The sequence below is a fragment of the uncultured Ruegeria sp. genome, assembly GCF_947489545.1.
Classification (GTDB): domain Bacteria; phylum Pseudomonadota; class Alphaproteobacteria; order Rhodobacterales; family Rhodobacteraceae; genus Ruegeria.
In genome coordinates, this window is sequence record NZ_CANLDZ010000010.1 from 150799 (window position 1) to 172839 (window position 22041).

The window sequence follows — 22041 nt, forward strand, 5'->3', positions numbered from 1 at the left end:
CCACCCAGGGAGTTCAGGAATGATTATACGCAGGCTCTATTATTTTCTGAGTTATGTGTGTCTGCCACTGGTGGCAATTTGGGGGTTTTACTGGCCTCCTGCCCATTGGTTGCTGCTTTTCCTTGTGCCGTATGCCGTGGTTGGCCTTTACGACATGCTAACCACCAAACACAACGTCCTGAACAATTATCCGGTTCTGGGGCATTTCCGCTATATGCTTGAATTTGTCAGCCCGGAGATCCGTCAATACTTCGTGGAAACCAACGAAAGCGGTCGACCTTATAACCGTATCATCCGCGGTCTGGTCTATTCGCGTGCCAAAGGCCAGGTGGATACACAAGCCTTCGGCACTCAATACGACATCATGACCGTCGGGTATCACCGCGCCAGCCACTCGATGGCACCAAAGGACGTCCCGAAAAGCGAAGAACGCGTCACGCTGGGCGGGCCGCAATGCGACAAGCCGTACAGCGCATCGCGCCTGAACGTTTCGGCGATGAGCTTTGGAGCACTGAGCGCAAATGCCATCCGCGCCCTGAATGGCGGAGCCAAAGATGGGGGGTTTGCCCACAACACGGGTGAGGGTGGGTTGTCGCCGCATCATCTAGCCGAGGGTGGGGACATTATCTGGCAGATCGGGACCGGCTATTTTGGCTGCCGTACACCCGAGGGTGGTTTTGACAAAGATGCCTTTGCCGAAAAGGCCAAGAAGGATGTGGTTAAGGCGATCGAGATCAAGCTGTCGCAAGGTGCAAAGCCCTCACATGGTGGTGTATTGCCTGCCGCGAAGGTCGACAAGGAAATTGCCGAAATCCGAGGCGTGCCAGAGCATCAGGACGTCATCTCGCCACCCATACACTCAGCCTTTGACGGCCCAACGGGTCTCATGAACTTTGTCCAGCATTTGCGAGAGATGTCCGGTGGCAAGCCCATCGGGTTCAAACTCTGCATCGGCAACCGGTCCGAGTTTCTGGCGATCTGTAAGGCCATGCTCGAGACAGGTATCCTGCCCGATTTCATCACCGTTGATGGGGCTGAAGGTGGCACGGGCGCTGCCCCGGTTGAATTTACCAATCGGCTGGGGATGCCGCTGAACGAGGCGCTGATTTTTGTAAACAACAGCCTGCGAGGCGTTGCCCTGCGCGACAAGATCCGGATCATCTGTTCCGGCAAGGTTGCCACCGGGTATGACATGATCGAAAAATGCGCGCTGGGGGCCGATATGTGCAACGCGGCGCGCGCCATGATGTTTGCGGTGGGCTGCATTCAGGCTTTGCATTGCAACACAAACCGCTGCCCGTCAGGTGTGGCAACCCAAGATCCAATCCGGGGTCGCGCCGTGAATGTGCCGCAAAAGCGCCAGCGGGTGCATCGTTTTCATGACGCCACGCTGGAAAGCTTCCGAGAGCTGTTGGGCGCGATGGGAAAAGCGAAAGTTTCGGACCTTCAACCGGGTGATATTCGACGGCGCACGGCAGATGAACGCGAACGTTCTTATGCCGAGCTTTATTCGTTCATCGAGGATGGGGCATTGTTGACCGATGTGGTCCCTGAGGAGTTCGCAGCGGATTGGAAACGCGCCTCTGCCGAACGTTTTTAAATATTTTTCTGACATCGCCAAGGATTGACCTTTTCCATCCGTCTTACAAACGTGATGCGGATGAAAACTTCGGACGAAGATCTGGCCTTGGCGGCTGCTGGTGGCGATACGGATGCGTTTGCCACGCTTTTGGCGCGGCATTACGACCGGGTGTTTCGCCTGGCGTTCCGGTTGACCGGGCGCGCGGAGCGGGCCGAGGATCTGACGCAGGACATTTGCGCAGCGCTCCCGGCTAAAATCGCCGGGTTCCGAGCTCAGGCGAGATTCACCACCTGGCTTTATCGCGTCGTCGTCAACGCCGCAGAAGACGCCCGCCGCCGCCATGCCAGCCATGACCGTGCCGCCGCCGGGTGGGGGGACGTCGAACGCCTGCGCCGGGCCGAGGCAGCAGAAACGGCCGAGGCAATGGACTGGTTACACCATGCAATGCGGTCCTTGCCTGACGAACTGCAAGACACGTTGGCCCTGACACTCGACGAAGAAATGACCCATGCGGACGCGGCAGACATTCTGGGCATCTCGGAAGGAACAGTGTCGTGGCGGATGTCCGAGATACGCAAACGCTTGCGAGCCATGCGACAAGAGGAGCTGGCGCAATGACTGACGAATTTGACGATCTGAAAGCTTTGATGGATGCAGCGACGCCAGCACCCGATGCCCGTCGCCGTGCAGAAAATCTGGAATTGGCACAGGAAAATTTTATGCGTGCCCAAGGATCGCGTGCCGGGATGCGTCCCACTGTTAAGCGAGGCTTGATGCTCCGCATGACAGAAGGAGCAAAATCCATGTTGAATACCCTCTCACATCGCGGTGTGTTGACCGCAACCACTGCAATCGCAGCCGTGGCTTTGGTTATGATCGTGCCGCAGACGCGGGACTATGTGGTTGATCCAACCACGTGGACCGAAAGCCGGGGCGCGTTGCCAAAACCGGAAACTTCAAAGACGGATGATGAAGCCGACGTTTTAGCCAGCCTGCTCGGTGAAAGCGCAGAAGAGTCGGTTGCTGAAACTCAGCCGGTGACCGAAACAGAGCCCGCCATTGCACCCACTGCAACGCCATCCCCTGGCGTTCAGTTTTCGAAGGATGCCGGCCGTTTCGGCATCGCCGGAGGTGCCCTGAATGGGACCGAAACCTCGACGTCGATCGCACCCTTGCCTGAGGATGACCGATTTGTATCAAACCCAAATACGGAATCCTTTTCCAACTCTGACACAAACTCGCTGAAAATCACTGCTGACGAGCCGGTTTCGACCTTCTCGATCGACGTTGATACCGCGTCTTACTCGATTGTCCGGTCTTCGCTGATGAACGGTTATCTGCCACCCAAGGATGCAGTGCGGGTGGAAGAAATGGTGAACTATTTCCCGTACGCCTATCCCGCTCCTGATCGAGACACGCCCTTCCGGTCAACGATCACCGTGTCTCCGACGCCTTGGAATGAAGGTACACAGCTTGTCCATATCGGAATTCAGGGCGCATTGCCTGAGATCGAAGATCGTCCACCGCTCAACCTTGTGTTCCTGATTGATACATCCGGGTCCATGCAGGACGCCAACAAACTGCCGTTGCTCAAGCAATCTTTCCGCCTGCTGCTGTCCGAACTGCGGCCAGAGGATCAGGTGTCTATCGTAACCTATGCAGGCAGCGCCGGGCAGGTCCTTGAACCAACGGCAGCTTCTGAGCGCACGAAGATCCTGAACGCACTTGAGCAGCTGGAAGCAGGCGGGTCGACCGCCGGGCAGGCAGGGTTGCAGCAAGCCTATCAGGTGGCTGAAGGCATGGCTGAGGAAGGCGATGTTACGCGCGTGGTCCTTGCCACGGATGGGGATTTCAACGTTGGTCTGTCCGACCCAGATGCGTTGAAGAACTTCATCGCAAACAAACGCGACAGCGACACGTTTCTAAGCGTTCTGGGCTTTGGTCGGGGCAATCTGGATGACGCGACGATGCAGGCGCTGGCCCAGAACGGAAACGGGCAGGCGGCCTATGTCGACACGCTTAATGAGGCACGCAAGGTGCTGGTGGACCAGTTGACAGGTGCGTTGTTCCCAATTGCCAACGACGTGAAGATTCAAGTGGAATTTAACCCGGCACAGATCGCCGAATACCGTTTGATCGGGTATGAAACCCGCGCCCTGCGACGCGAGGATTTCTCGAATGATCAGGTCGATGCGGGCGATATTGGCGCGGGTCACAGTGTGACCGCCATTTATGAGGTCACTCCGGTTGGGTCAGATGCCATTCGCAATAGCTCTTTGCGATACGCCTCGGATCCGGAACCATCGGGGTCTGATGAGATCGGATACTTTAAGCTGCGCTACAAGACACCCGGAGCTGGAGATAGCCAGTTGATCCAACAACCGATCTTGCCTGCTCAGGCCCCGGCGAATGATGACGTCAAATTTTCGTATGCGATTGCCGGGTTCGGCCAGCTGCTGCGCGGGGGTAGCTATCTGGGTGACTGGTCGTACGAAGATGCAATAGCACTGGCGAATACGGCCAAGGGTGAGGATCCGTTTGGATACCGGGCCGAGGCCATCACACTGATGCGTCTGGCCGAAGCCCTTTCCCGTTAAAACGGGTGGCGGGTCGGTGACCCGCTGCACACTCAGTTTACGGATGCACGTGGGTTGTTGGCTGCATGAGAATTGATCTTGCGAACGCTCCATTCCACGGCATCTCGCATGGTTCTTCCCAACGCAACGTCGAAGGCATTGACCAGATCCGGGGTCGCGTCACTTTCTGACACCACGTTTTCCTGAAACGAGCTTGATGCGATGATTTTGTCTTCAAACTCGTCGACGATCTTAATGTTCATACGCACTTCAACACGTACGGTTTTTGACTCTTCAGTCTCGGAAACCACAACGCCCTGAAACTCGCGCAGGTCGGGCACTATGACGTAGTCCGCGCGCAGTCCAACGGTCGAGCGCCCGACGGCGGCCACTTTGCCAGAGTTTTCGTAGCTTTCAACCATCAGCGCCTGAACGATGAGCGGAGCCCGGTCAACCCAACGGGCGCGAGGCAAATACTGCACCTGCAGTGGGGTCGGCTGAACTGCAATCTGATCCGTGTTCACCGCAGCTGTTGCGGTTGGTTCTTGGACCACAATCTGTTTTTGCACTTTCGGCAGCGACGAAGAAAAGGTGCTTTTGGGCGTCAACAGATAAAGATCATTGGGTTTGGCGGCTTGCTGCAGTGTTCCCAAACCCGCGCATCCACCAAGCGTCGCTATCATCAGGGTCAGAACAAAAGGCCTAATCATTGACGAAACTCCGATGCTTGGGTGCCCAGAAGGAAACGTGCTGGGTCACGTTCGATCTTGTCTACAAGACGATCAAGGCTGATGACCAGCCGCTGAGATTCTTCGACAAACCGTACGAATTGCGGCAGGCCAACACGTAGAAAATCTGATACCTGTCGGCGGTTGGTCTGGACAATGCCATCAATTGTTCCCAGCAACTCCGACGCGGAATTTGAGGCGCTGAGAATGTCGTCTGAAATCTTGTCGATCTTGTCCGTGATGTTTGACACGGTTTCTGTGACCTGATTTGCCGCCTTGCGGATGTCTTCCGCGACCGGGGCCACGTTTTCATCCATCACCCGGTTTGCCGAGTCGAATGCGCGTTCGGCCGATGTAAGCGTGCTCTTCGCCGTGTCCATCGCCGAGGTGATCGACCCCAGCGTCTTGTTTGCGTTCAGCACGGTTTCGGTGACAACCTCCAGCGTCACACTGCCTTCGTCCGATAGGCGTGTCAGGCGTTCAGCCAGCTGCGAGCCACGTTCGATAAAGGGCCGGATGTCTTCCTGAAGGACCCGGTCCGCCGTCGTTAAAGTGGTCTTTGCCTCATCGAGGGCCAGCTTGGCTGAATCCGACGCCGTTTTAACAGACTTGAGAGTATCTGTACCTGTTTTTAGTGTTGTTTCCGCTGTGTCGATCAACGGATCCAAGCGCTTTGAAAACTCACCGATATCTTTGGCGACCTGGCCAACATCGCTAGCCACCGACTCGAAGCTGGTCAGCGTTTTATCCAGTTTTCCGGTGGCAGAGGATAGGTTGTCCAGAATGCTGCTGACGGCTTCGCGGTTCTTGTCATCAACCACCTTGTTAAGGCTTTCCAGTAAAGTTACCGCCTCGTCCAGAACTTTTGGCGCACCTTCAAACAAGGATTGGATCGTGCTGCGTTTGCTTTTGATCACGCTGTTCTGTGCCAATCGCTCTGCGGTTGCGGATCCTCCTGTAAGTTCGACGTAACCGACGCCTGTGACGCCAAGGGACTGTAGCTGTGCTATTGTCTCCGAGGTGATGGGGATATCGGCATCCACTTCGATCCGAACCCGAACTTTGGATGGGTCGTCGTTGTCCAGATTAAGCGAGATCACCTGCCCGACCGGTAGGCCGTTGTAGTTAACGCCTCCGGCGGCCGACAAGCCAGAGACATTGTCGAACAACACATCATAGTAAGCGTATTGGCGGGTAACCTCGAATTTGGCGAGCCACAGGAAAAAGCCGAACGCGCCCAGAATCCCCGCAAGGGTGAACGCTCCGATCAGAATATAGTTTGCTCGGGTTTCCATCGCCTCTACCTGTCCTGCCCCTTCTGTTGTGCCGCGCGGGCACGGGGGCCTGTGAAGTACTCTTTCACCCAAGGATGGTCGACCTTGGTCATGTCTTCTATCGGACCTTCGACCAGCACGCGTTTTTCTGCAAGCACTGCGATACGGTCACAGATGGCGTAAAGACTGTCCAGATCGTGAGTTACCATAAAAACCGTCAGTCCAAGCGCCTGCTGCAATTCGCCAATCAGGTCATCATAGGCGGCGGCACCAATCGGGTCCAAGCCGGCCGTAGGTTCGTCCAAGAACACAATTTCCGGGTCCAAAGCCAGCGCGCGCGCCAAAGCGGCACGTTTACGCATGCCGCCCGACAGTTCGGACGGAAACTTGCTGCAGCTTAATTGTGGCAAGCCAACGAGGCTGATTTTGAGCGCTCCAAGCGCCTCCATCAGGCTTTCGCTGATGCCGGTGTGTTCGCGCAGGGGAGCCATGACGTTTTGCAGAACCGTCAATGAGGAGAATAACGCGCCGTCCTGAAAGGCAACACCCCAATGCCGTTCGATCCGACGTCGGTCTTCTTCCGGCCCGTTTAGAACGTCTACCCCCAGAACCTCTATACTGCCTGCCGCAGGTTTGTTCAGCCCTACAATCGTGCGCAACAGAACGGACTTACCAGTGCCCGAACCGCCGACAATGCCCAAAACCTCGCCCCGCCAAACATCGAGGTTCAGATCGTCATGTACCACTTGCGGACCGAACTGATTTCGCAGGCCCCGGACGCGGATCACGGCATCACGTTGAGCGTCTGACTTCGTTTCCTGCTGTTGAACCGTGCCGTCCATGTCAGACCCCGATCTGAGAAAAGAAGATCGAGAAAAGCGCATCGATTGCGATCACCATAAAGATGGATTGTACCACCGACGCCGTTGTACGCTGACCAACACTCTGGGACGAGCCCCTGACCTGCATGGCCTGCCAGCAGGCTATGACGCCTATGACAAGGGCAAAAAACGGCGCTTTGATCAGACCAACGGCCAGTTGCCATACATCGGTGTTTTCTTTCAGACGAGTCACGAACATGCCGGGGCTGACGCCAAGATCAATCCAGCTCATCAAGGCGCCGCCAAAAAGGCCAGCCATGTCAGCGACAAATCCTAGAATTGGCAGCATGATCAAAAGGGCAAGCACACGGGGGATGACCAGCACTTCGATCGGGTCCAGCCCCAATGTGCGCATGGCATCAATCTCTTCCTGCACTTTCATTGAGCCAATCGAGGCCGTAAAGGCCGAACCAGACCGGCCCGCAACAATAATTGCCGTGAGCAGAATGCCAAGTTCACGCAGAATCGAGATTGAGATCAACTCGACTACGAAAATCTCCGCGCCAAACTGTTTAAGCTGGGTCGCGCCCTGAAAGGCCAGAACGACGCCAATCAGAAACCCCATGAGCGCGACAATGGGCAGGGCCTTGAATCCGGTTTCTTCCATATGCGTGACCAACGCGGCGCGACGCAGGCGCCAAGGTCGCAGAAGCGTACGCACCAGCCGGTCGAGTGTCAGCCCGAGGAACCCCAATATGGACAGAGTGTCCTGCCAGGTCCCGTAAGTACCTTGCCCAATATGTTCGACCCAATCCGTGAAATCACGTGGTTGTGGCAGCTTGCCAGGGTCATCGGGGATATTGTGAGAGACAGTATCGATCAGGGCTGCATGGGCTGGCTGAACCCCCTTGAACTGAAGTGTCGCACCTTTGGACGTGAATCGCCCGGCCAGATCAGCGACCAACCATGCACCGCCGGTGTCCAATGCTTCGACGTCTGTCAAATCCAGCGTCACCGGGCCATCAGAAGGACGGATTGCGGCAAAGTCGTTTTCAACGGTTTCCAGTGATTGCGTTAGCATGTCACCTGCAATCCGTACCAACGTGCCGTCGCTGTCTTGCTCGGATGTTATGTTAGGCGGCGTCATGGCCATATGTGAAGTGAAACGCACATGGGCTGCAACGGGTTTGTGCCACCCAATCTGGAATTGAGTGCTCAGAATGGCGTTCGTGCGACACCGGGCGACAGAAATTAACGATTTTCCAGCGCGCTCTGTGATCTATTCCCTTGTGTCGCTGGGTGGCGATGTTATCTTTGGCCCTGTTATTGTGTTTTTGTTATTCGGTTGTGTTTCATGTCTGACCATCAAGCAAATGTTGATGTCGAAATCGGGTCCGAGCGGGGCTTTGGGATCGTCTTCACTGTAGTCTTCCTGATCATTGCCCTGTGGCCGCTGTGGGGCGGTGGTACAGTGCGCTGGATTCCGCTGGTCATAGCTGCGATTATTCTGGCTTTGACCTTTATTGCCCCGAAAACGCTGACCAAGCCCAACCGGCTGTGGTTCAAGTTTGGTATGTTGCTGGGCGCCATCGTTGCACCAGTCGTGATGTTCCTTGTTTTTATAACCACATTTGTGCCTTTCGGCGTCGTCGTACGCCTGTTTGGCAAAGATCTTTTGTCTGAAAAACTAGACAGTTCAGCAAAAAGCTATTGGGTTGATCGCACGGATCAGCCCGGCAGCATGAAACAGCAGTTTTAAAGAAGGGAGAACCAGGCGTGTCATTCGTTTCCGAGCTCTGGTCATTTATGAGGGTCAGAAAAAAGTTTTGGCTGTTGCCCATCCTGATTGTGTTGGGTTTGTTTGGCGGTCTGATTGTACTTAGCCAAGGTTCGGCGATTGCGCCGTTCATCTATACGCTGTTCTGATCCTATGACTTATATTTTAGGCATATCAGCGCTGTATCATGACAGCGCAGCAGCTTTGCTGTGCGACGGCAAGATCATTGCCGCCGCGCAGGAAGAACGCTTTACCCGTCGCAAACACGACCCGGGTTTTCCTGAAAAGGCCATCGAATATGTGTTGGCCGAATCAGGAGTTACCCTTGCCGATGTGGACAATGTTGTCTTTTATGACAAACCGTTTCTGAAGTTCGAACGCCTGATCGAAACCTATATCGCAGTAGCACCGCGTGGTTTTAACTCGTTCCGAATGGCGATGCCGGTCTGGTTGAGAGAGAAGTTGTTTCTCAAGGATCTGCTGAACAAACAGCTGCGTAGGATCGACCCGGATTTCTCGGTCGAAAAAATTCTGTTCACAGAACACCACGTCAGCCATGCGGCCAGCGCATTCTATCCCTCTCCGTTTGAAGAGGCCATCGTGCTGACAGTCGACGGTGTCGGGGAATGGGCAACAACAACTGTGGGTATCGGGCGCGGCAATGACCTAACTATGGTCAAGGAATTGCACTTCCCGCATTCACTGGGTCTGCTCTATTCGGCTTTCACCTATTACACAGGCTTCAAGGTCAATTCCGGTGAATACAAGGTCATGGGTTTGGCTCCTTATGGGGTGCCGCAATACAAGGACCTTATCCTAGAACATCTGGTGGACCTGAAAGAGGACGGTTCGTTCCGTCTGAACCAGAAGTATTTCAACTACACTGCCGGTCTGACGATGACCAACAAGGCGTTGGAAGACTTGTTTGGCCATCCTGTGCGCAAGCCTGAAACGGAACAGTTGTCGCAATTCCATATGGACATTGCGGCTTCGGTGCAGGCCGTGACCGAGGAAATCATGCTGCGCATCACCCGTGATCTGGCGCGCGAGCATGGCATACGCAATCTGTGTATGGCAGGTGGGGTGGCCTTGAACTGCGTCGCCAACGGCAAAATCCTCCGCGACGGTGCCTTCGACAATGTTTGGGTACAGCCCGCCGCCGGCGATGCAGGTGGTGCATTGGGCGCTGCCTATGCCGCCTGGCATCAAGAGATGCAACAACCGCGTGAAGTGCCTTCTGGCGATCAAATGCAGGGGTCTTATCTTGGCCCACTGTATGAGGATGATGCAATTGCCAAGGAACTGATCCAAGCGGGTGCAAAATTCTCCACCTATGCGAACGGAGAGCTGGTCGATCAAACCGCACAGGCGTTGGCAGATGGCAAAGCGGTTGGCTGGTTCCAGGGGCGTATGGAGTTTGGTCCTCGTGCCTTGGGTGCCCGCTCGATCCTGGGCGATCCAAGATCCGAGTCGATGCAAAAGACCCTCAACCTCAAGGTCAAGTACCGTGAGAGTTTCAGGCCATTCGCACCATCCGTTCTAAGCGAAGATGTGTCTGACTGGTTCGAACTGGATGGGGACAGCCCCTACATGCTGATCGTTGCCGACGTTCAGGATCGCATCCGGCGCAAGATGACGGATGAGGAAAACGCTCTGTTTGGCATTGATAAGCTAAATGTAAAACGGTCCGACATTCCGGCAGTGACCCATGTCGACTATTCCGCCCGCATCCAGACCGTGCACAAAGAGACTAATCCGGCCTATCACGCGCTGATCTCGAAGTTTAAGGATCTGACCGGCTGTTCACTGGTGGTCAACACATCGTTTAACGTGCGGGGTGAACCGATCGTGTGTACGCCAACCGATGCGTTCCGGTGTTTCATGGGCACGGATATCGAAGTGCTGTCCATCGGGAATTGCTTGCTGCGCAAGGAAGAACAGGATCCGGCCCTTCGGGAGAACTACGAGACCAAATACGAGCTGGACTAACCAGTTGCATGACCGATTGAACCACGACAAAGTCCGTATCTGAAAAAGGGTGCGGAATAGGGGTCCGTGGTATGGGTCAGGCTGGAAATGTCTTGTTCGTTATCATCGATCAGCTCCGGGCCGATTGCCTGTCCGGAGCGTTGGCCGAGCACGTTGATCTGCCTAACCTGCGGGCTTTTATGGACGACGCGGTGACATTTGCGCGTCACTACTCGGTCACTAATCCCTGTGGACCATCGCGCGTGTCACTTTTGACTGGGCAATATGCGATGAACCATCGGTCCGTGCGCAACGGAACGCCGTTGCGACACGATACACCGAACATTGCGACTGAAATGCGCAAGGCCGGATATCTGCCGATGCTGTTTGGCTATACCGACACATCGGCAGATCCTCGGGTGCATGATCCCAATGATCCGATACTGAAATCCTATGAGCAGTGCATGGATGGGTTCCATGAGGTTGTTGAAATGCGCCTTGAGCAGTCTTTTTCCTGGCAATCGCATTTGATGAAAAAGGGCTATCAGTTTGACACTTATTGGGATGTTTATAAGCCCGTTTCGGCGGATGGACGTAAGCCAAAGCTGAATGATCCCGCTCTTTATCGGGCGGAAGACAGTGATACAGCTTTTCTGACCGATGCGTTTCTGGATGGTATCGCACCGCATCGAGGCAAGAACTGGTTTGCCCACCTTACTTACATTCGCCCGCATCCGCCCTTGGTGGCCCCGGCACCGTACAACGACATGTATGATCCGGCGGGCATTCCTGTGCCCCAACGCCTTGCCACTATTGCCGACGAAAAGGGATTGCATCCGTTCTTCGGGCCAACTCTCGACGCTTACACCCCAATGCGATTTGTGCACGGGTTCGATGAAGTTGAGCCAACGGATGAGAGCATCTGCACATTGAGGGCCATCTACATGGGCCTGGCGACAGAGGTCGATCACCATGTTGGGCGCGTGGTTGAGTATCTGAAACAGAGCGGTCAATACGATGATACACTGGTTGTCATCACCGCCGACCATGGAGAGATGTTGGGGGATCGCCATAGCTGGGGCAAAATGACGGCCTATGACGCTGCATATCATACGCCCTTGATCATCCGTGATCCCGGCAATCAAGCGCGAGCAGGATCAACGGTCACGGTCCCAACCGAGTCGATTGATGTGACGCCCACAATTCTGGATTGGGTTGGTCAAAAAGCACCCAATGCGATGGATGGCCGGTCTTTGCTTCCCTTGTTGTATGGCGAAATGCCCGAGAATTGGCGCAACTACTCGTTCAGCGAGCTTGATTTTTCTGAACCTGAAAACCCGACCCAATGGCAACGGCAATTGGGAACCAGCAACAGCGAGTCTTGTCTTTCTATTTTGCGGGACGAGCGGTTTACGCTGGTTGAGTTCGCGGCCGACCTGCCACCGATCCTGTTTGATCATCAGGGCCGGGGAGAGTTCGAGAATGTAGCCGCAAACGCCGAATTTGCCGACGATCTCGCCCGTCTTGGGCGGCAGATGCTAAGACATCGGATGCGCAACATGGATCATACATTGTCGCTGCACTCGATCACGCCCAACGGCCCAAAAGTCCAGCCTCGGTACTGACGTCATTCACAACGGCAGGTCTTCAGCTCGTCAAAAAGTAGTGTGGCGTCGATCTTGCAACTCAGGTTTATTTAGTATACCGCCGCATACAATGTTACTCGCCGGGCGTTTAACCGCTTGGTGCCCAATCGAATTCGCCGGAAGCAGCCATGAGCCTTTACACAGATTACCTGAACGAGATCGAAACCCGCAAGGCACAAGGGCTCAACCCCAAGCCAATCGAAGATGGCGCGCTGACACAAGAGATCATTGGTCAAATCAGAGACGCTGGAAACACGCACAAAGCCGAGTCGTTGGACCATTTCATCTACAACACCCTGCCGGGCACAACCAGCGCAGCAGGAGAAAAGGCCAGATTTCTCAAAGAGATCATTCTTGGCGAGGCCGACGTTCAAGGGATTCCTCAGCCTTTTGCGTTCGAGCTGTTGTCACATATGAAAGGGGGCCCTTCGGTCGAAGTTCTTCTTGATCTGGCATTGGGTGATAACCCTTCGATCGCCGAGCAAGCCGCAGATGTTCTGAAAACCCAAGTCTTTCTATATGACGCTGACACCGATCGGCTCAGGGCGGCTTTCGAGGCAGGAAATCAAACTGCCAAGAGTATTCTGGAAAGTTATGCGCAGGCTGAATTCTTCACCAAGCTTCCTGAAATAGAAGATGAGATCAAGGTCGTCACTTACGTCGCGGCCGAAGGTGATATCTCGACCGACTTGTTGTCGCCGGGCAATCAGGCCCATTCACGCTCGGATCGTGAATTGCATGGTAAATGTTTGATTTCACACGAAGCTCAGGCTGAAATTCAGGAGCTTCAAAGACAGCATCCGGACAAGTGTGTCATGTTGGTCGCCGAGAAGGGCACTATGGGCGTTGGGTCCTCGCGCATGTCCGGTGTGAACAACGTGGCACTTTGGACGGGAAAACAGGCCAGCCCTTACGTGCCTTTCGTCAACATTGCCCCGATTGTCGCCGGAACAAACGGTATTTCACCGATTTTCCTGACGACGGTTGGCGTGACCGGCGGGATCGGTATTGATCTCAAAAACTGGGTCAAGAAAGTGGATTCCGACGGCAACCCGATCCTGAACAATGATGGCAACCCAATTCTCGAACAGACCTATTCGGTCGACACCGGGACGGTTCTGACCATCAACACAAAAGACAAAACGCTGTGCAACGCGGCCGGTGATGAAGAACTGGTTGACGTGTCCTCGTCATTCTCGCCGCAGAAGGTCGAGTTCATCAAGGCGGGCGGATCCTATGCGATTGTGTTTGGCAAAAAGCTTCAGACACTTGCAGCAGAGACTTTGGGTATTGAGCTGAAGTCAGCCTTTGCGCCGTCCAGAGAAATCTCGCACGAGGGGCAGGGCTTGACGGCTGTTGAGAAGATTTTCAACAAGAACGCGGTTGGCGTCACCGATGGCAAGGTTCTGCACGCTGGATCGGATGCCCGCGTCAGCGTCAATATCGTCGGATCTCAGGATACGACAGGCCTGATGACGTCGCAAGAGCTGGAGTCCATGGCGGCAACGGTCATTTCCCCAATCGTTGACGGTGCGTATCAATCCGGGTGCCATACGGCTTCGGTTTGGGATTCCAAGGCGCAGGCGAATATCCCTAAGCTGATGTCGTTCATGAACAAATTCGGCCTGATCACAGCACGGGATCCCAAGGGCGAATACCATGCGATGACGGACGTGATTCACAAGGTTCTGAATGACATTACGGTGGATGACTGGGCCATCATTATTGGCGGAGACTCCCATACGCGCATGTCCAAAGGTGTTGCATTTGGCGCGGATTCCGGAACAGTTGCTCTGGCATTGGCCACGGGCGAAGCGACGATGCCAATCCCTGAATCCGTCAAGGTGACCTTCAATGGCCAAATGGCCGACCACATGGACTTCCGCGACGTGGTTCACGCAACCCAGGCGCAAATGCTTAGGAAATTTGGTGACAACGTCTTTCAGGGCCGGATTATCGAGGTTCATATAGGGACTTTGCTGGCGGATCAGGCATTTACGTTCACCGACTGGACCGCCGAGATGAAGGCCAAAGCCTCGATCTGTATTTCTCAGGACGAAACACTGATTGAGTCGCTTGAGATCGCGAAAAATCGCATTCAGATCATGATCGATAAAGGCATGGATAATGCCGCTGGCACCCTTCAGGGATTGATCAACAAGGCAAACACGCGCATCGCTGAGATACAATCGGGCGAGAAACCCGCTTTGACGCCGGATGACAACGCCAGATACTTTGCCGAACTGGTCGTTGACCTGAACGAAATTGACGAGCCAATGATCGCGGACCCGGATGTGAACAACGCGGATGTGTCCAAGCGATATACCCACGACACAATCCGGCCGGTGTCCTACTATCAAGGTGAGAAAAAGGTCGATCTGGGTTTTGTGGGTTCGTGTATGGTCCACAAGGGCGATCTGGTCATTGTTTCACAAATGCTTAGAAACTTAGAAAAGAAGAACGGCAAAGTTGAATTCAAGGCGCCATTGGTTGTTGCCGCGCCGACTTACAACATCGTTGATGAGCTGAAAGAGGAAGGCGACTGGAGCATCCTGCAAAAATACTCGGGCTTCGAGTTTGATGATTTGTTCCCTAAAGGCGCTGCCCGCACCGAATACGAGAACATTTTGTATCTCGAACGCCCTGGCTGTAACCTGTGCATGGGCAACCAGGAAAAGGCGGCCAAGGGTGACACGGTGTTGGCAACGTCCACGCGCCTGTTCCAGGGTCGTGTTGTCGAGGATTCAAGTGTGAAGAAGGGCGAATCCCTGCTGGCTTCTACGCCGGTTGTAGTCCTTTCAGCGATCCTTGGCCGAACTCCGAAAATTGAAGAGTACAAATCTGCCGTAGAAGGTATCGACCTGACGAAATTTGCACCGCCAATGGAAAAAACTGCTGCTGCAAAGTCGGTGCATTTCTAAAGCGCAGGGGTAACGCCCTATCCCCAAATACCCGTGCTCGGTATCCGTGATGGAAGCCGGGCACACGTTGATGTCGTTGGGCGCCTCCATCCCCATTTGGAGCCCCGGTATCTAAGTGTTGGTGACTGCCCAAAAACAACCAAATCCAGTTAGCGTTCCGCAAAGCTTGAAACGACAGTTGGTTCTTTTCGCAAATGCGCGCTCTTCAATGCATCAAGGAACAGTTTGGTGACACGAGTAGGGGCGGGCTGCTTTCGTGTAACCGCAGCAAATCGTGTGCGATACTGGGTTTCTTCTGGCAAAATCTTCCTCATTAACCCACGACCGACAAACCCCTGGGCCAAATGGTCCGGCAAGAATCCGATATAACGGCCCGACAGAATGAGGATGGCCAGGGCTTGTTCGTTCTGGACTTTTGCTGCGCGCTTGAACCCAAGTTGTTGGCCTACGATCAGATTTGGCGAATTCACGCTTACACCGGCATAGTTGTATCGGCGCAGGTCACTGGTGCTGAGTTGGGCGTCTGGGGTCGCGAATAACGGATGATCTACCCCGCAATAAAGAAACATGTCTTCGCCATAGAGTGGAACGTAATTAAGGCTCGTTGACGGTCGGTGCAACGCAATGATACCCAAATCCAGCTGGCCTGAAATGACCATTTTCTCGATCACGTTCGGGGGTTCAAGTGACAATTCAATCTGAACCGCGGGGGCAGCCTCGTTGAAATTGTGGATCGCCGAGGCAAGTTGAGACTCGGGGTTTGAGGCACATTGATCGAACAGCGAAACACGGATAGTTCCTGCAAGTTGTTCTTTTATCTCGTTAACCTCGGTTCGGAAATGCGATACGGCGATCAACAACTCCTCTGCCGCAGCCAATACCTGTTCTCCGTCTTCCGTCAGGGAAAACCCGGCCGGACCGCGATTGCAAAGCTTCAGTTTCAACCGCAACTCAAGGTCCGAGATATGCTTTGAAATAGTCGATTTACCGATGTTTAGTTCGATCTCGGCCGCCGTCAGCCCGCCGCTTTCCACGACGGTTCTGAATATCCTAAGCAACCGGATGTCCGTGTCGCCTATTCGCGTGGCAAGCGTATCGCGATTCATTTTAAGTTCGATATCTGTGAAACCTATTGCGCAAAGATTAACAACTAAGAAACATTTTGTGCAAGCTAGTGTTGATCTGCTGAGGCAGAATCGGACTGGCCACATCTCCCCAAGGTCGGCGCGCACCTCAAAATCTGACAACTGGGAGGAAATCCATGTCATTCATCAAGAAGGTTGGCGCCTTTACCGCTGCGGTATCCGTCGCGGCGCTTATGGTTGCCGGCGCAGCAGATGCCAAAAACTTCAAGATCGCGGTTGGCGACAGCGGGGGTTCAAGCCAGGAGGCAACGGGACTAGGCTTCAAAGCCGCACTCGAAGAGTTATCGGGTGGCAATCATACGGCAACTCTTTTCCTGAACGGTCAGCTCGGTTCCGAGCAGGATACCGTAAACGACGCGGCCATTGGCACGCTTGATATGTCGCTGCTGGCGATCAACAACATCACTCCGTTCTCGCCGACCGTTGGCGTGTTCACCCTGCCTTACGTGATCCTCAGCCTTGAGGACGCCGAGAAACTGACCCAGGGCCCGATTGGTCAGGAACTGACCGAGAACACCATCAATGACGCCGGTGTTCGCATCATCGCCTGGACCTATACCGGTTTCCGTCGCCTGACCAACTCGAAAAAGCCGGTCAAGTCGGTAGCGGATCTTGAAGGTCTGGTCATTCGCGTTCCCAAGAACGAGATCATGATCGACACGTATAAATCTTGGGGTATCAGCCCGACGCCAATGGCATGGTCGGAAACTTTCGCTGGTCTCCAGACCAAAGTTGTCGACGGTCAGGACAACCCTTACACCACCATCAACGCGATGAAGTTCTACGAAGTTCAGAAGTATGTGACCAACATCCGTTACATCTTCTCGATCGAGCCGCTCATCATTTCCGAGCAGGTGTTCCAGGAACTGTCCCCCGAGGATCAGGAAATCGTGCTTGAGGCTGGCAAGGCCGCAACACAGGCTTCTGCAGACTTCCTGCGCGCGAAAGAGGCCGAGATCAAAGAGATCCTGATCGAAAAAGGCATGGAAATTGTCGATCCTGAGAACGACGAAGCTGAATTCATCGAACTTGCAACCACCGCCGTGTGGCCGAAGTTCTATGAAAGCATCGGTGGCGTCGAAAAGCTCAACGCCGTGCTGGCTGAAATCGGCCGCGAACCGGTTTCGCAATAAGCTAAGGCCAAAAGGTCAATGAAATGGGGGGGTGCCTGACGGTGCCCCCTACAAAAAAGGGAGGGTCAGATGTCGAAGTTTTGGGGATTTGTCGACAACATCGAAAGCTATATCTGCCGCACATTGTTGGCGATGTTCGTTTGTCTGTTGTTTCTTCAGGTTATCGTGAGAACGCTGTTTGCATTCTCGTTTTCCTGGGTCGAAGAACTGTCGATCTACATGTTCGTCTGGTTTGTCTTCTTTGGCGCCAGTTATGCCGCAAAGATGGGCGCCCATAACCGGGTGACATTTCAGTTCAAGTTCCTGTCGCCCCGCGCGATTAAATACATTGAGGCCTTCGCGGATCTCTTCTGGATCTTCTTCAACGTCGTTTTCGTCTATCTGGCAATCGACTTCATCTTCAACAAGATGAACAAGTTCCAGTCGTCGCAAACTCTCGGGTTCCACCTGAGCTGGGTCTATATCGTCCTTCCCATCGCCTTCACGCTGATGACCATCCGGGTGATCCAGGTGAACTATCGCAAACTCGTGCTGGATGAAGAGATGATCGATCCAGACTCGATCGATCTCGACGCTGTCAAAGCCGAAGCCGAAAGCCATAGCCATGGCAGTTCCAGTTCTGAGGGAGATAAGTAATGGGCGCAGAAATTATCCCACTGCTGTTTGGCGGATTCCTGTTTCTGCTGTTCATCGGTGCTCCGATCACTGTGGCGCTTGGCGTCTCGACCCTGATCACCTTCCTTTATCTGGGTGAAAACCCAATCAAATTCGTGCAGATCGCCTTTACCTCGGTCGGGTCCTTCCCACTGATGGCGTTGCCCGCGTTCATTCTGGCGGGTGCGCTGATGGAGGCATCGGGGCTGTCGCGACGGCTTATCAACGTCGCTGAAAGCTTCGCTGGTCCGTTCACCGGCGGTATGTCGGCTGCAACCGTCATGGCGTGTTTGTTTTTTGGCGCTATCTCTGGCTCCGGCCCGGCGACGACTGCCGCCGTTGGCATGTTGATGATCCCGGCCATGATTGATCGCGGCTATTCCAAGGGTTTTGCATCGGCAATCACCGCCTCATCAGGTGGCCTTGGCATCGTTATCCCGCCTTCCATCCCGCTGATCATTTTCGGCATCGCGGCATTGGGCATGCCGCCCCCACCCGAAGCTGTGGAAGAGTTCGGCCAGTTCCAGACCGTTTCGATCCCGAAACTCTTCATTGCCGGGTTTATGCCCGCCTTCCTGATCGCAGGCAGTTTGCTGCTGATGAACTACGTTCTCGCGAAAAAGAACAACTATACTGGCAGCACCGATGGCTGGTCACCACGCCATATGTGGTGCGAGATGTATCGCGGCTTCTGGGCGCTGATGGCACCGGTGGTGATCCTGGGCGGGATCTATTCGGGCTATTTCACACCAACCGAAGCCGCCATCGTTGCGATCTTCTACACGCTGATCGTAGGCGCGTTCATCTATCGGGAGCTGTCGTGGAGCAGCCTGTTCGGTGCTCTGGAAACTACCACTTGGCTGACCGGTCGGGTTCTGTTGATCATGTTCACTGCAACGGTGTTCGGGCGACTTCTGGTTGAAAATCAGGTTCCGGCCGTGATCGCGCAGGGTATGTTGTCCTTTACTGACAACATCTATGTGATCTGGACACTTGTGATCCTGTTCCTGCTGTTTGTCGGTATGTTCATGGAGACGCTGGCCACGATCCTGATCCTGGTTCCGGTGATGTTGCCCGTGGCTTATAGCGTCGGCATCGATCCGATCCACTTTGGTGTGGTCATGGTCTGTACGCTGGGCATCGGGTTCCAAACACCTCCGCTGGGTGAAAACCTGTTCATCGCTTCGGGGATATCGAAGATCTCGATCGAAGAGATTTCGTTACGCGCCCTACCGTTCGCCTTCATCAACACGATTGCGATCTTCATCATCGCGTTCTTCCCCGAGATCTCGCTCTGGCTGCCGCGCGTGTTCGGTTACTAGGCGTGAACGAACGGAAAAGGGAACTGAAACCATGAAACAAACAATTACGCAGATCCTTTTCGCGACTGACCTGTCGCGAAATTCCACCTATGCCTTAATGCACGCGGCCAGCCTGGCCGCGTCAACCGGGGCAAAGCTGCATGTGTTGCATGTCTCCGAGCCCCTCAGTGACGACGCGTTGATTACGCTACGCATGTTCATGCAGGATACAGGTTCGCGTGCCGAAGCCTTAAAGGCGCGCCATGACCACGTAAAGGCGGTGCTGACAGAGCGGCAAAAGGCGTTCTGGGCTGCTTTACCCGAAGCTGATCGCGGTATCCAAGATCAGATCGAAACAATTGAAATCATTGACGGATACCCCGCCGAAGTGATCCTGCGGCGCGCGCATGAGTTGAAATGCAATCTGATTGTCTTGGGAGCCCATGACCACGGGTTCTCGCATACGTTCCTCGGCACTGTCGCCAAGCGTGTATTGCGCCGTGCAGATATCCCCACACTCGTCGTTCCGTACCGAGACGATGAAAAATCCAACTGAAAAACCACGAAAGACAAGACTATGACCAATACCCTCACTGCGCAGGACCTGTCCGACACGTTCGACGCGTTCAACCGTCACGACATTGACAGTGTGATGACCCATTTTGCGGATGATTGTGTTTTCTTCACTGTCGCTGGCGATAAAAAATACGGCAACAAGGTTGAAGGCGCCGAGGCCATCGCCGCCGCGTTTTCGGGTGTCTGGGCCGGGATGAAAGATGCCCATTGGGACCATCACAGCCACTTTGTGCATGGCGACCGGGCCGTGTCGGAATGGACCTTTTCGGGGACCGATGCCAATGGCATGCGGGTCGAAGCCGAAGGTGCCGATCTGTTCACTTTACGGGACGGTCAGATCACCGTGAAGCAGGCGCTTCGCAAAACACGCCCAATGTTCAAAGCCTGAGCTTGCTCGCAGCGCTACGGAGAACAAGAAGATGGTGGACAGCAGCATCCCGCGGCATTGGCCAAAGGCCAGCTATGATCCAAAGTATGACCCGATCATGGATGCGGGTCCGGGCCACAATCGTGATCATGCGCCGACCTATTGGATCGGCACAGCGGGCCCCCCGCCCGCTGATGATGGCCCCGTTTCCACTGACATGGATGCGGATGTCGTTGTGGTGGGCTCGGGGTATACGGGCCTGTCCACCGCCATTCATCTGGCAAAGGAACACGGCATAAAAGCCGTTGTTCTTGAGGCGAACACCGTGGCCTGGGGCTGCTCCACCCGCAACGGTGGTCAGGCTCAGATATCGTCAGGGCGGCTCAAACGGTCACAATGGATAGAACGCTGGGGGCAAGACGTGGCCAAGGGCATGCATGCCGAGGTCACCGAAGCCTTTGAGCTGTTTAACGATCTGATCGCATCGGATGATATCGATTGCGATCCGCAACCGGGTGGTCACTACTACATCGCTCACCGCGAAAAGGTCATGCCTTCGCTGAAGAAAGAGAGCAAACTGCTCAACGACGTGTTTGGCTATGGCTCACGCATCATTCCGCGGGATGAACTGCATGCGGACCATGTTCGTGACATGGAGTCTGTCGGTGCTATGTGGGAGCCGGATGGAACTTGCATCCACGCCGGAAAACTTGCTTTTGGATATGTCAAAATGGCGCGCCGCTTAGGGGTCAGGATCCACACCGGTAGCCCGGTCATGGGGTGGGAGACCAAGGACGGCGTTCATCACGTGCGGACGCCGGGCGGTACTGTTCGAGCCAAAAGCGTGGCGCTGGCGACGGCTGGTTACACCCCGCCGGGTTTGAATTCGCGTACCAAGCACCGCCTGATGCCGATCCTTTCCAACTCATTGGTAACGCGACCGCTGACGCAGTCCGAATTGGATGAATGTGGGATTCAGACAAAGTCCCCTCTGACCGACACCAGGACGCTTCGGCACTACTATCGCTTGTTGCCCGACAACCGGATGCAGATCGGAAGCCGCAGTGCGGTGACAGGTCGGGATGCGGAGAATGAAAAGCACTTGGATATGCTAAAAAAAGGGCTGGCCCGGAAGTTCCCGGCTTTGGAGGACATCAACCTTGACTACTCTTGGTGGGGTTGGGTCGATGTCAGCCATGATATGATGCCGCGTATCTTCCAACCAGACCCGGATCAGAGCGTGTTCTACGCAATGGGATATGGCGGAAACGGCGTGATGTACTCGGCTCAGGCCGGGCGTCGTATGGCGCAGCTGGTAGCAGGGAAGAAAGACAAAGCGTTCGAGCTACCTATCTTCACTTCGCCCTTACCAAGCCACGGATTCCTGACCCCGTTTCGCAGGCTTGGCCAGAGGATGGCCTATGTCGGCTACTACCTGAAAGATGAAATTATTTAATTCGCTAACGCTTACGCGATCGAAAAAGGAAACACCCTTATGAAGATGACGACGGAAGAGGCTTTTGTTAAGGTTTTGCAGAAGCACGGGATTGAGCATGCGTTTGGGATCATTGG

At 54.6% G+C, this 22041-nt stretch carries 19 protein-coding genes; 14 read left to right on the forward strand and 5 right to left on the reverse strand.

Features of this window, described 5'->3' with window-relative positions; genetic code table 11:
• The first annotated feature begins 19 nt into the window (after window positions 1-19).
• Genes Q1B13_RS15080 through Q1B13_RS15090 form a run of 3 tightly spaced genes read left to right on the forward strand, consistent with a single transcriptional unit; the run spans window position 20 to window position 4179 of the window.
• A complete protein-coding gene (locus tag Q1B13_RS15080) occupies window positions 20-1600 on the forward strand; it encodes an FMN-binding glutamate synthase family protein (protein WP_299081463.1) in 1581 nt (526 codons plus the stop codon).
• A gap of 60 nt (window positions 1601-1660) precedes the next feature.
• The gene (locus tag Q1B13_RS15085; protein ID WP_299081460.1) at window positions 1661-2200 is read left to right on the forward strand and encodes a sigma-70 family RNA polymerase sigma factor; all 540 of its coding nucleotides are present in this window, start codon (window positions 1661-1663) and stop codon (window positions 2198-2200) included.
• Window positions 2197-4179, forward strand: coding sequence for a VWA domain-containing protein (locus tag Q1B13_RS15090; RefSeq protein ID WP_299081455.1), 1983 nt, complete (start codon window positions 2197-2199; stop codon window positions 4177-4179). The genes Q1B13_RS15085 and Q1B13_RS15090 overlap by 4 nt, the downstream gene beginning before the upstream one ends.
• Window positions 4180-4211: 32 nt before the next feature.
• On the opposite strand, the gene Q1B13_RS15095 is transcribed toward Q1B13_RS15090, so the two are convergent.
• The 4 genes from Q1B13_RS15095 to Q1B13_RS15110 are packed head-to-tail and all read right to left on the reverse strand — an operon-like array spanning window position 4212 to window position 8128.
• Window positions 4212-4868 carry an ABC-type transport auxiliary lipoprotein family protein gene (locus tag Q1B13_RS15095; protein ID WP_299081452.1) on the reverse strand — a complete coding sequence of 219 codons (657 nt, stop codon included), beginning with the start codon at window positions 4866-4868 and terminating at the stop codon, window positions 4212-4214.
• The gene (locus Q1B13_RS15100; protein WP_299081449.1) at window positions 4865-6181 is read right to left on the reverse strand and encodes an MlaD family protein; all 1317 of its coding nucleotides are present in this window, start codon (window positions 6179-6181) and stop codon (window positions 4865-4867) included. Before Q1B13_RS15100 ends, Q1B13_RS15095 begins: the two co-directional genes overlap by 4 nt.
• Before the next feature lie 5 nt (window positions 6182-6186).
• Window positions 6187-7002 carry an ABC transporter ATP-binding protein gene (locus Q1B13_RS15105; RefSeq protein WP_299081446.1) on the reverse strand — a complete coding sequence of 272 codons (816 nt, stop codon included), beginning with the start codon at window positions 7000-7002 and terminating at the stop codon, window positions 6187-6189.
• Between the two features lies 1 nt (window position 7003).
• Window positions 7004-8128 (reverse strand): MlaE family lipid ABC transporter permease subunit, encoded by a 1125-nt coding sequence (locus Q1B13_RS15110; protein WP_299081443.1) that lies wholly within the window; start codon window positions 8126-8128, stop codon window positions 7004-7006.
• Between the two features lie 207 nt (window positions 8129-8335).
• On the opposite strand from Q1B13_RS15110, the gene Q1B13_RS15115 reads away from it, so the two are divergent.
• The 5 genes from Q1B13_RS15115 (at window position 8336) to Q1B13_RS15135 (ending at window position 15293) form a co-directional block, all read left to right on the forward strand.
• Window positions 8336-8740: an SxtJ family membrane protein gene (locus tag Q1B13_RS15115; RefSeq protein ID WP_298936326.1), complete on the forward strand. Its 405-nt coding sequence runs from the start codon at window positions 8336-8338 to the stop codon at window positions 8738-8740.
• 17 nt (window positions 8741-8757) lie between these two features.
• Complete coding sequence (locus Q1B13_RS15120; RefSeq protein ID WP_298936327.1) at window positions 8758-8907, forward strand: DUF5989 family protein; 150 nt, start codon at window positions 8758-8760, stop codon at window positions 8905-8907.
• A gap of 4 nt (window positions 8908-8911) precedes the next feature.
• Window positions 8912-10747: a carbamoyltransferase gene (locus Q1B13_RS15125; RefSeq protein WP_299081440.1), complete on the forward strand. Its 1836-nt coding sequence runs from the start codon at window positions 8912-8914 to the stop codon at window positions 10745-10747.
• A gap of 71 nt (window positions 10748-10818) precedes the next feature.
• Entirely contained in the window at window positions 10819-12351 is a 1533-nt protein-coding gene (locus Q1B13_RS15130; protein WP_299081437.1) for an alkaline phosphatase family protein, read from the forward strand.
• A gap of 149 nt (window positions 12352-12500) precedes the next feature.
• Complete coding sequence (locus tag Q1B13_RS15135; protein ID WP_299081434.1) at window positions 12501-15293, forward strand: bifunctional aconitate hydratase 2/2-methylisocitrate dehydratase; 2793 nt, start codon at window positions 12501-12503, stop codon at window positions 15291-15293.
• A gap of 149 nt (window positions 15294-15442) precedes the next feature.
• Here the strand turns inward: Q1B13_RS15135 and Q1B13_RS15140 are convergent, their stop codons facing one another.
• A complete protein-coding gene (locus Q1B13_RS15140; protein ID WP_299081431.1) occupies window positions 15443-16399 on the reverse strand; it encodes a LysR family transcriptional regulator in 957 nt (318 codons plus the stop codon).
• Window positions 16400-16554: 155 nt separating this feature from the next.
• On the opposite strand from Q1B13_RS15140, the gene Q1B13_RS15145 reads away from it, so the two are divergent.
• From Q1B13_RS15145 to Q1B13_RS15170, 6 genes are all read left to right on the forward strand, one after another.
• The gene (locus tag Q1B13_RS15145) at window positions 16555-17571 is read left to right on the forward strand and encodes a TRAP transporter substrate-binding protein (protein WP_298936333.1); all 1017 of its coding nucleotides are present in this window, start codon (window positions 16555-16557) and stop codon (window positions 17569-17571) included.
• 69 nt (window positions 17572-17640) lie between these two features.
• Window positions 17641-18207 (forward strand): TRAP transporter small permease, encoded by a 567-nt coding sequence (locus tag Q1B13_RS15150; RefSeq protein WP_299081428.1) that lies wholly within the window; start codon window positions 17641-17643, stop codon window positions 18205-18207.
• The gene (locus Q1B13_RS15155) at window positions 18207-19547 is read left to right on the forward strand and encodes a TRAP transporter large permease (RefSeq protein ID WP_298936335.1); all 1341 of its coding nucleotides are present in this window, start codon (window positions 18207-18209) and stop codon (window positions 19545-19547) included. Before Q1B13_RS15150 ends, Q1B13_RS15155 begins: the two co-directional genes overlap by 1 nt.
• Window positions 19548-19578: 31 nt before the next feature.
• Window positions 19579-20082 (forward strand): universal stress protein, encoded by a 504-nt coding sequence (locus Q1B13_RS15160; protein ID WP_299081425.1) that lies wholly within the window; start codon window positions 19579-19581, stop codon window positions 20080-20082.
• A gap of 21 nt (window positions 20083-20103) precedes the next feature.
• On the forward strand, window positions 20104-20490 hold the full coding sequence (locus Q1B13_RS15165) for a nuclear transport factor 2 family protein (protein WP_299081422.1): 387 nt from the start codon (window positions 20104-20106) through the stop codon (window positions 20488-20490).
• Window positions 20491-20521: 31 nt separating this feature from the next.
• Window positions 20522-21925, forward strand: a complete 1404-nt coding sequence (locus Q1B13_RS15170; protein ID WP_299081419.1) for an FAD-binding oxidoreductase — start codon at window positions 20522-20524, stop codon at window positions 21923-21925.
• Window positions 21926-22041 lie beyond the last annotated feature (116 nt).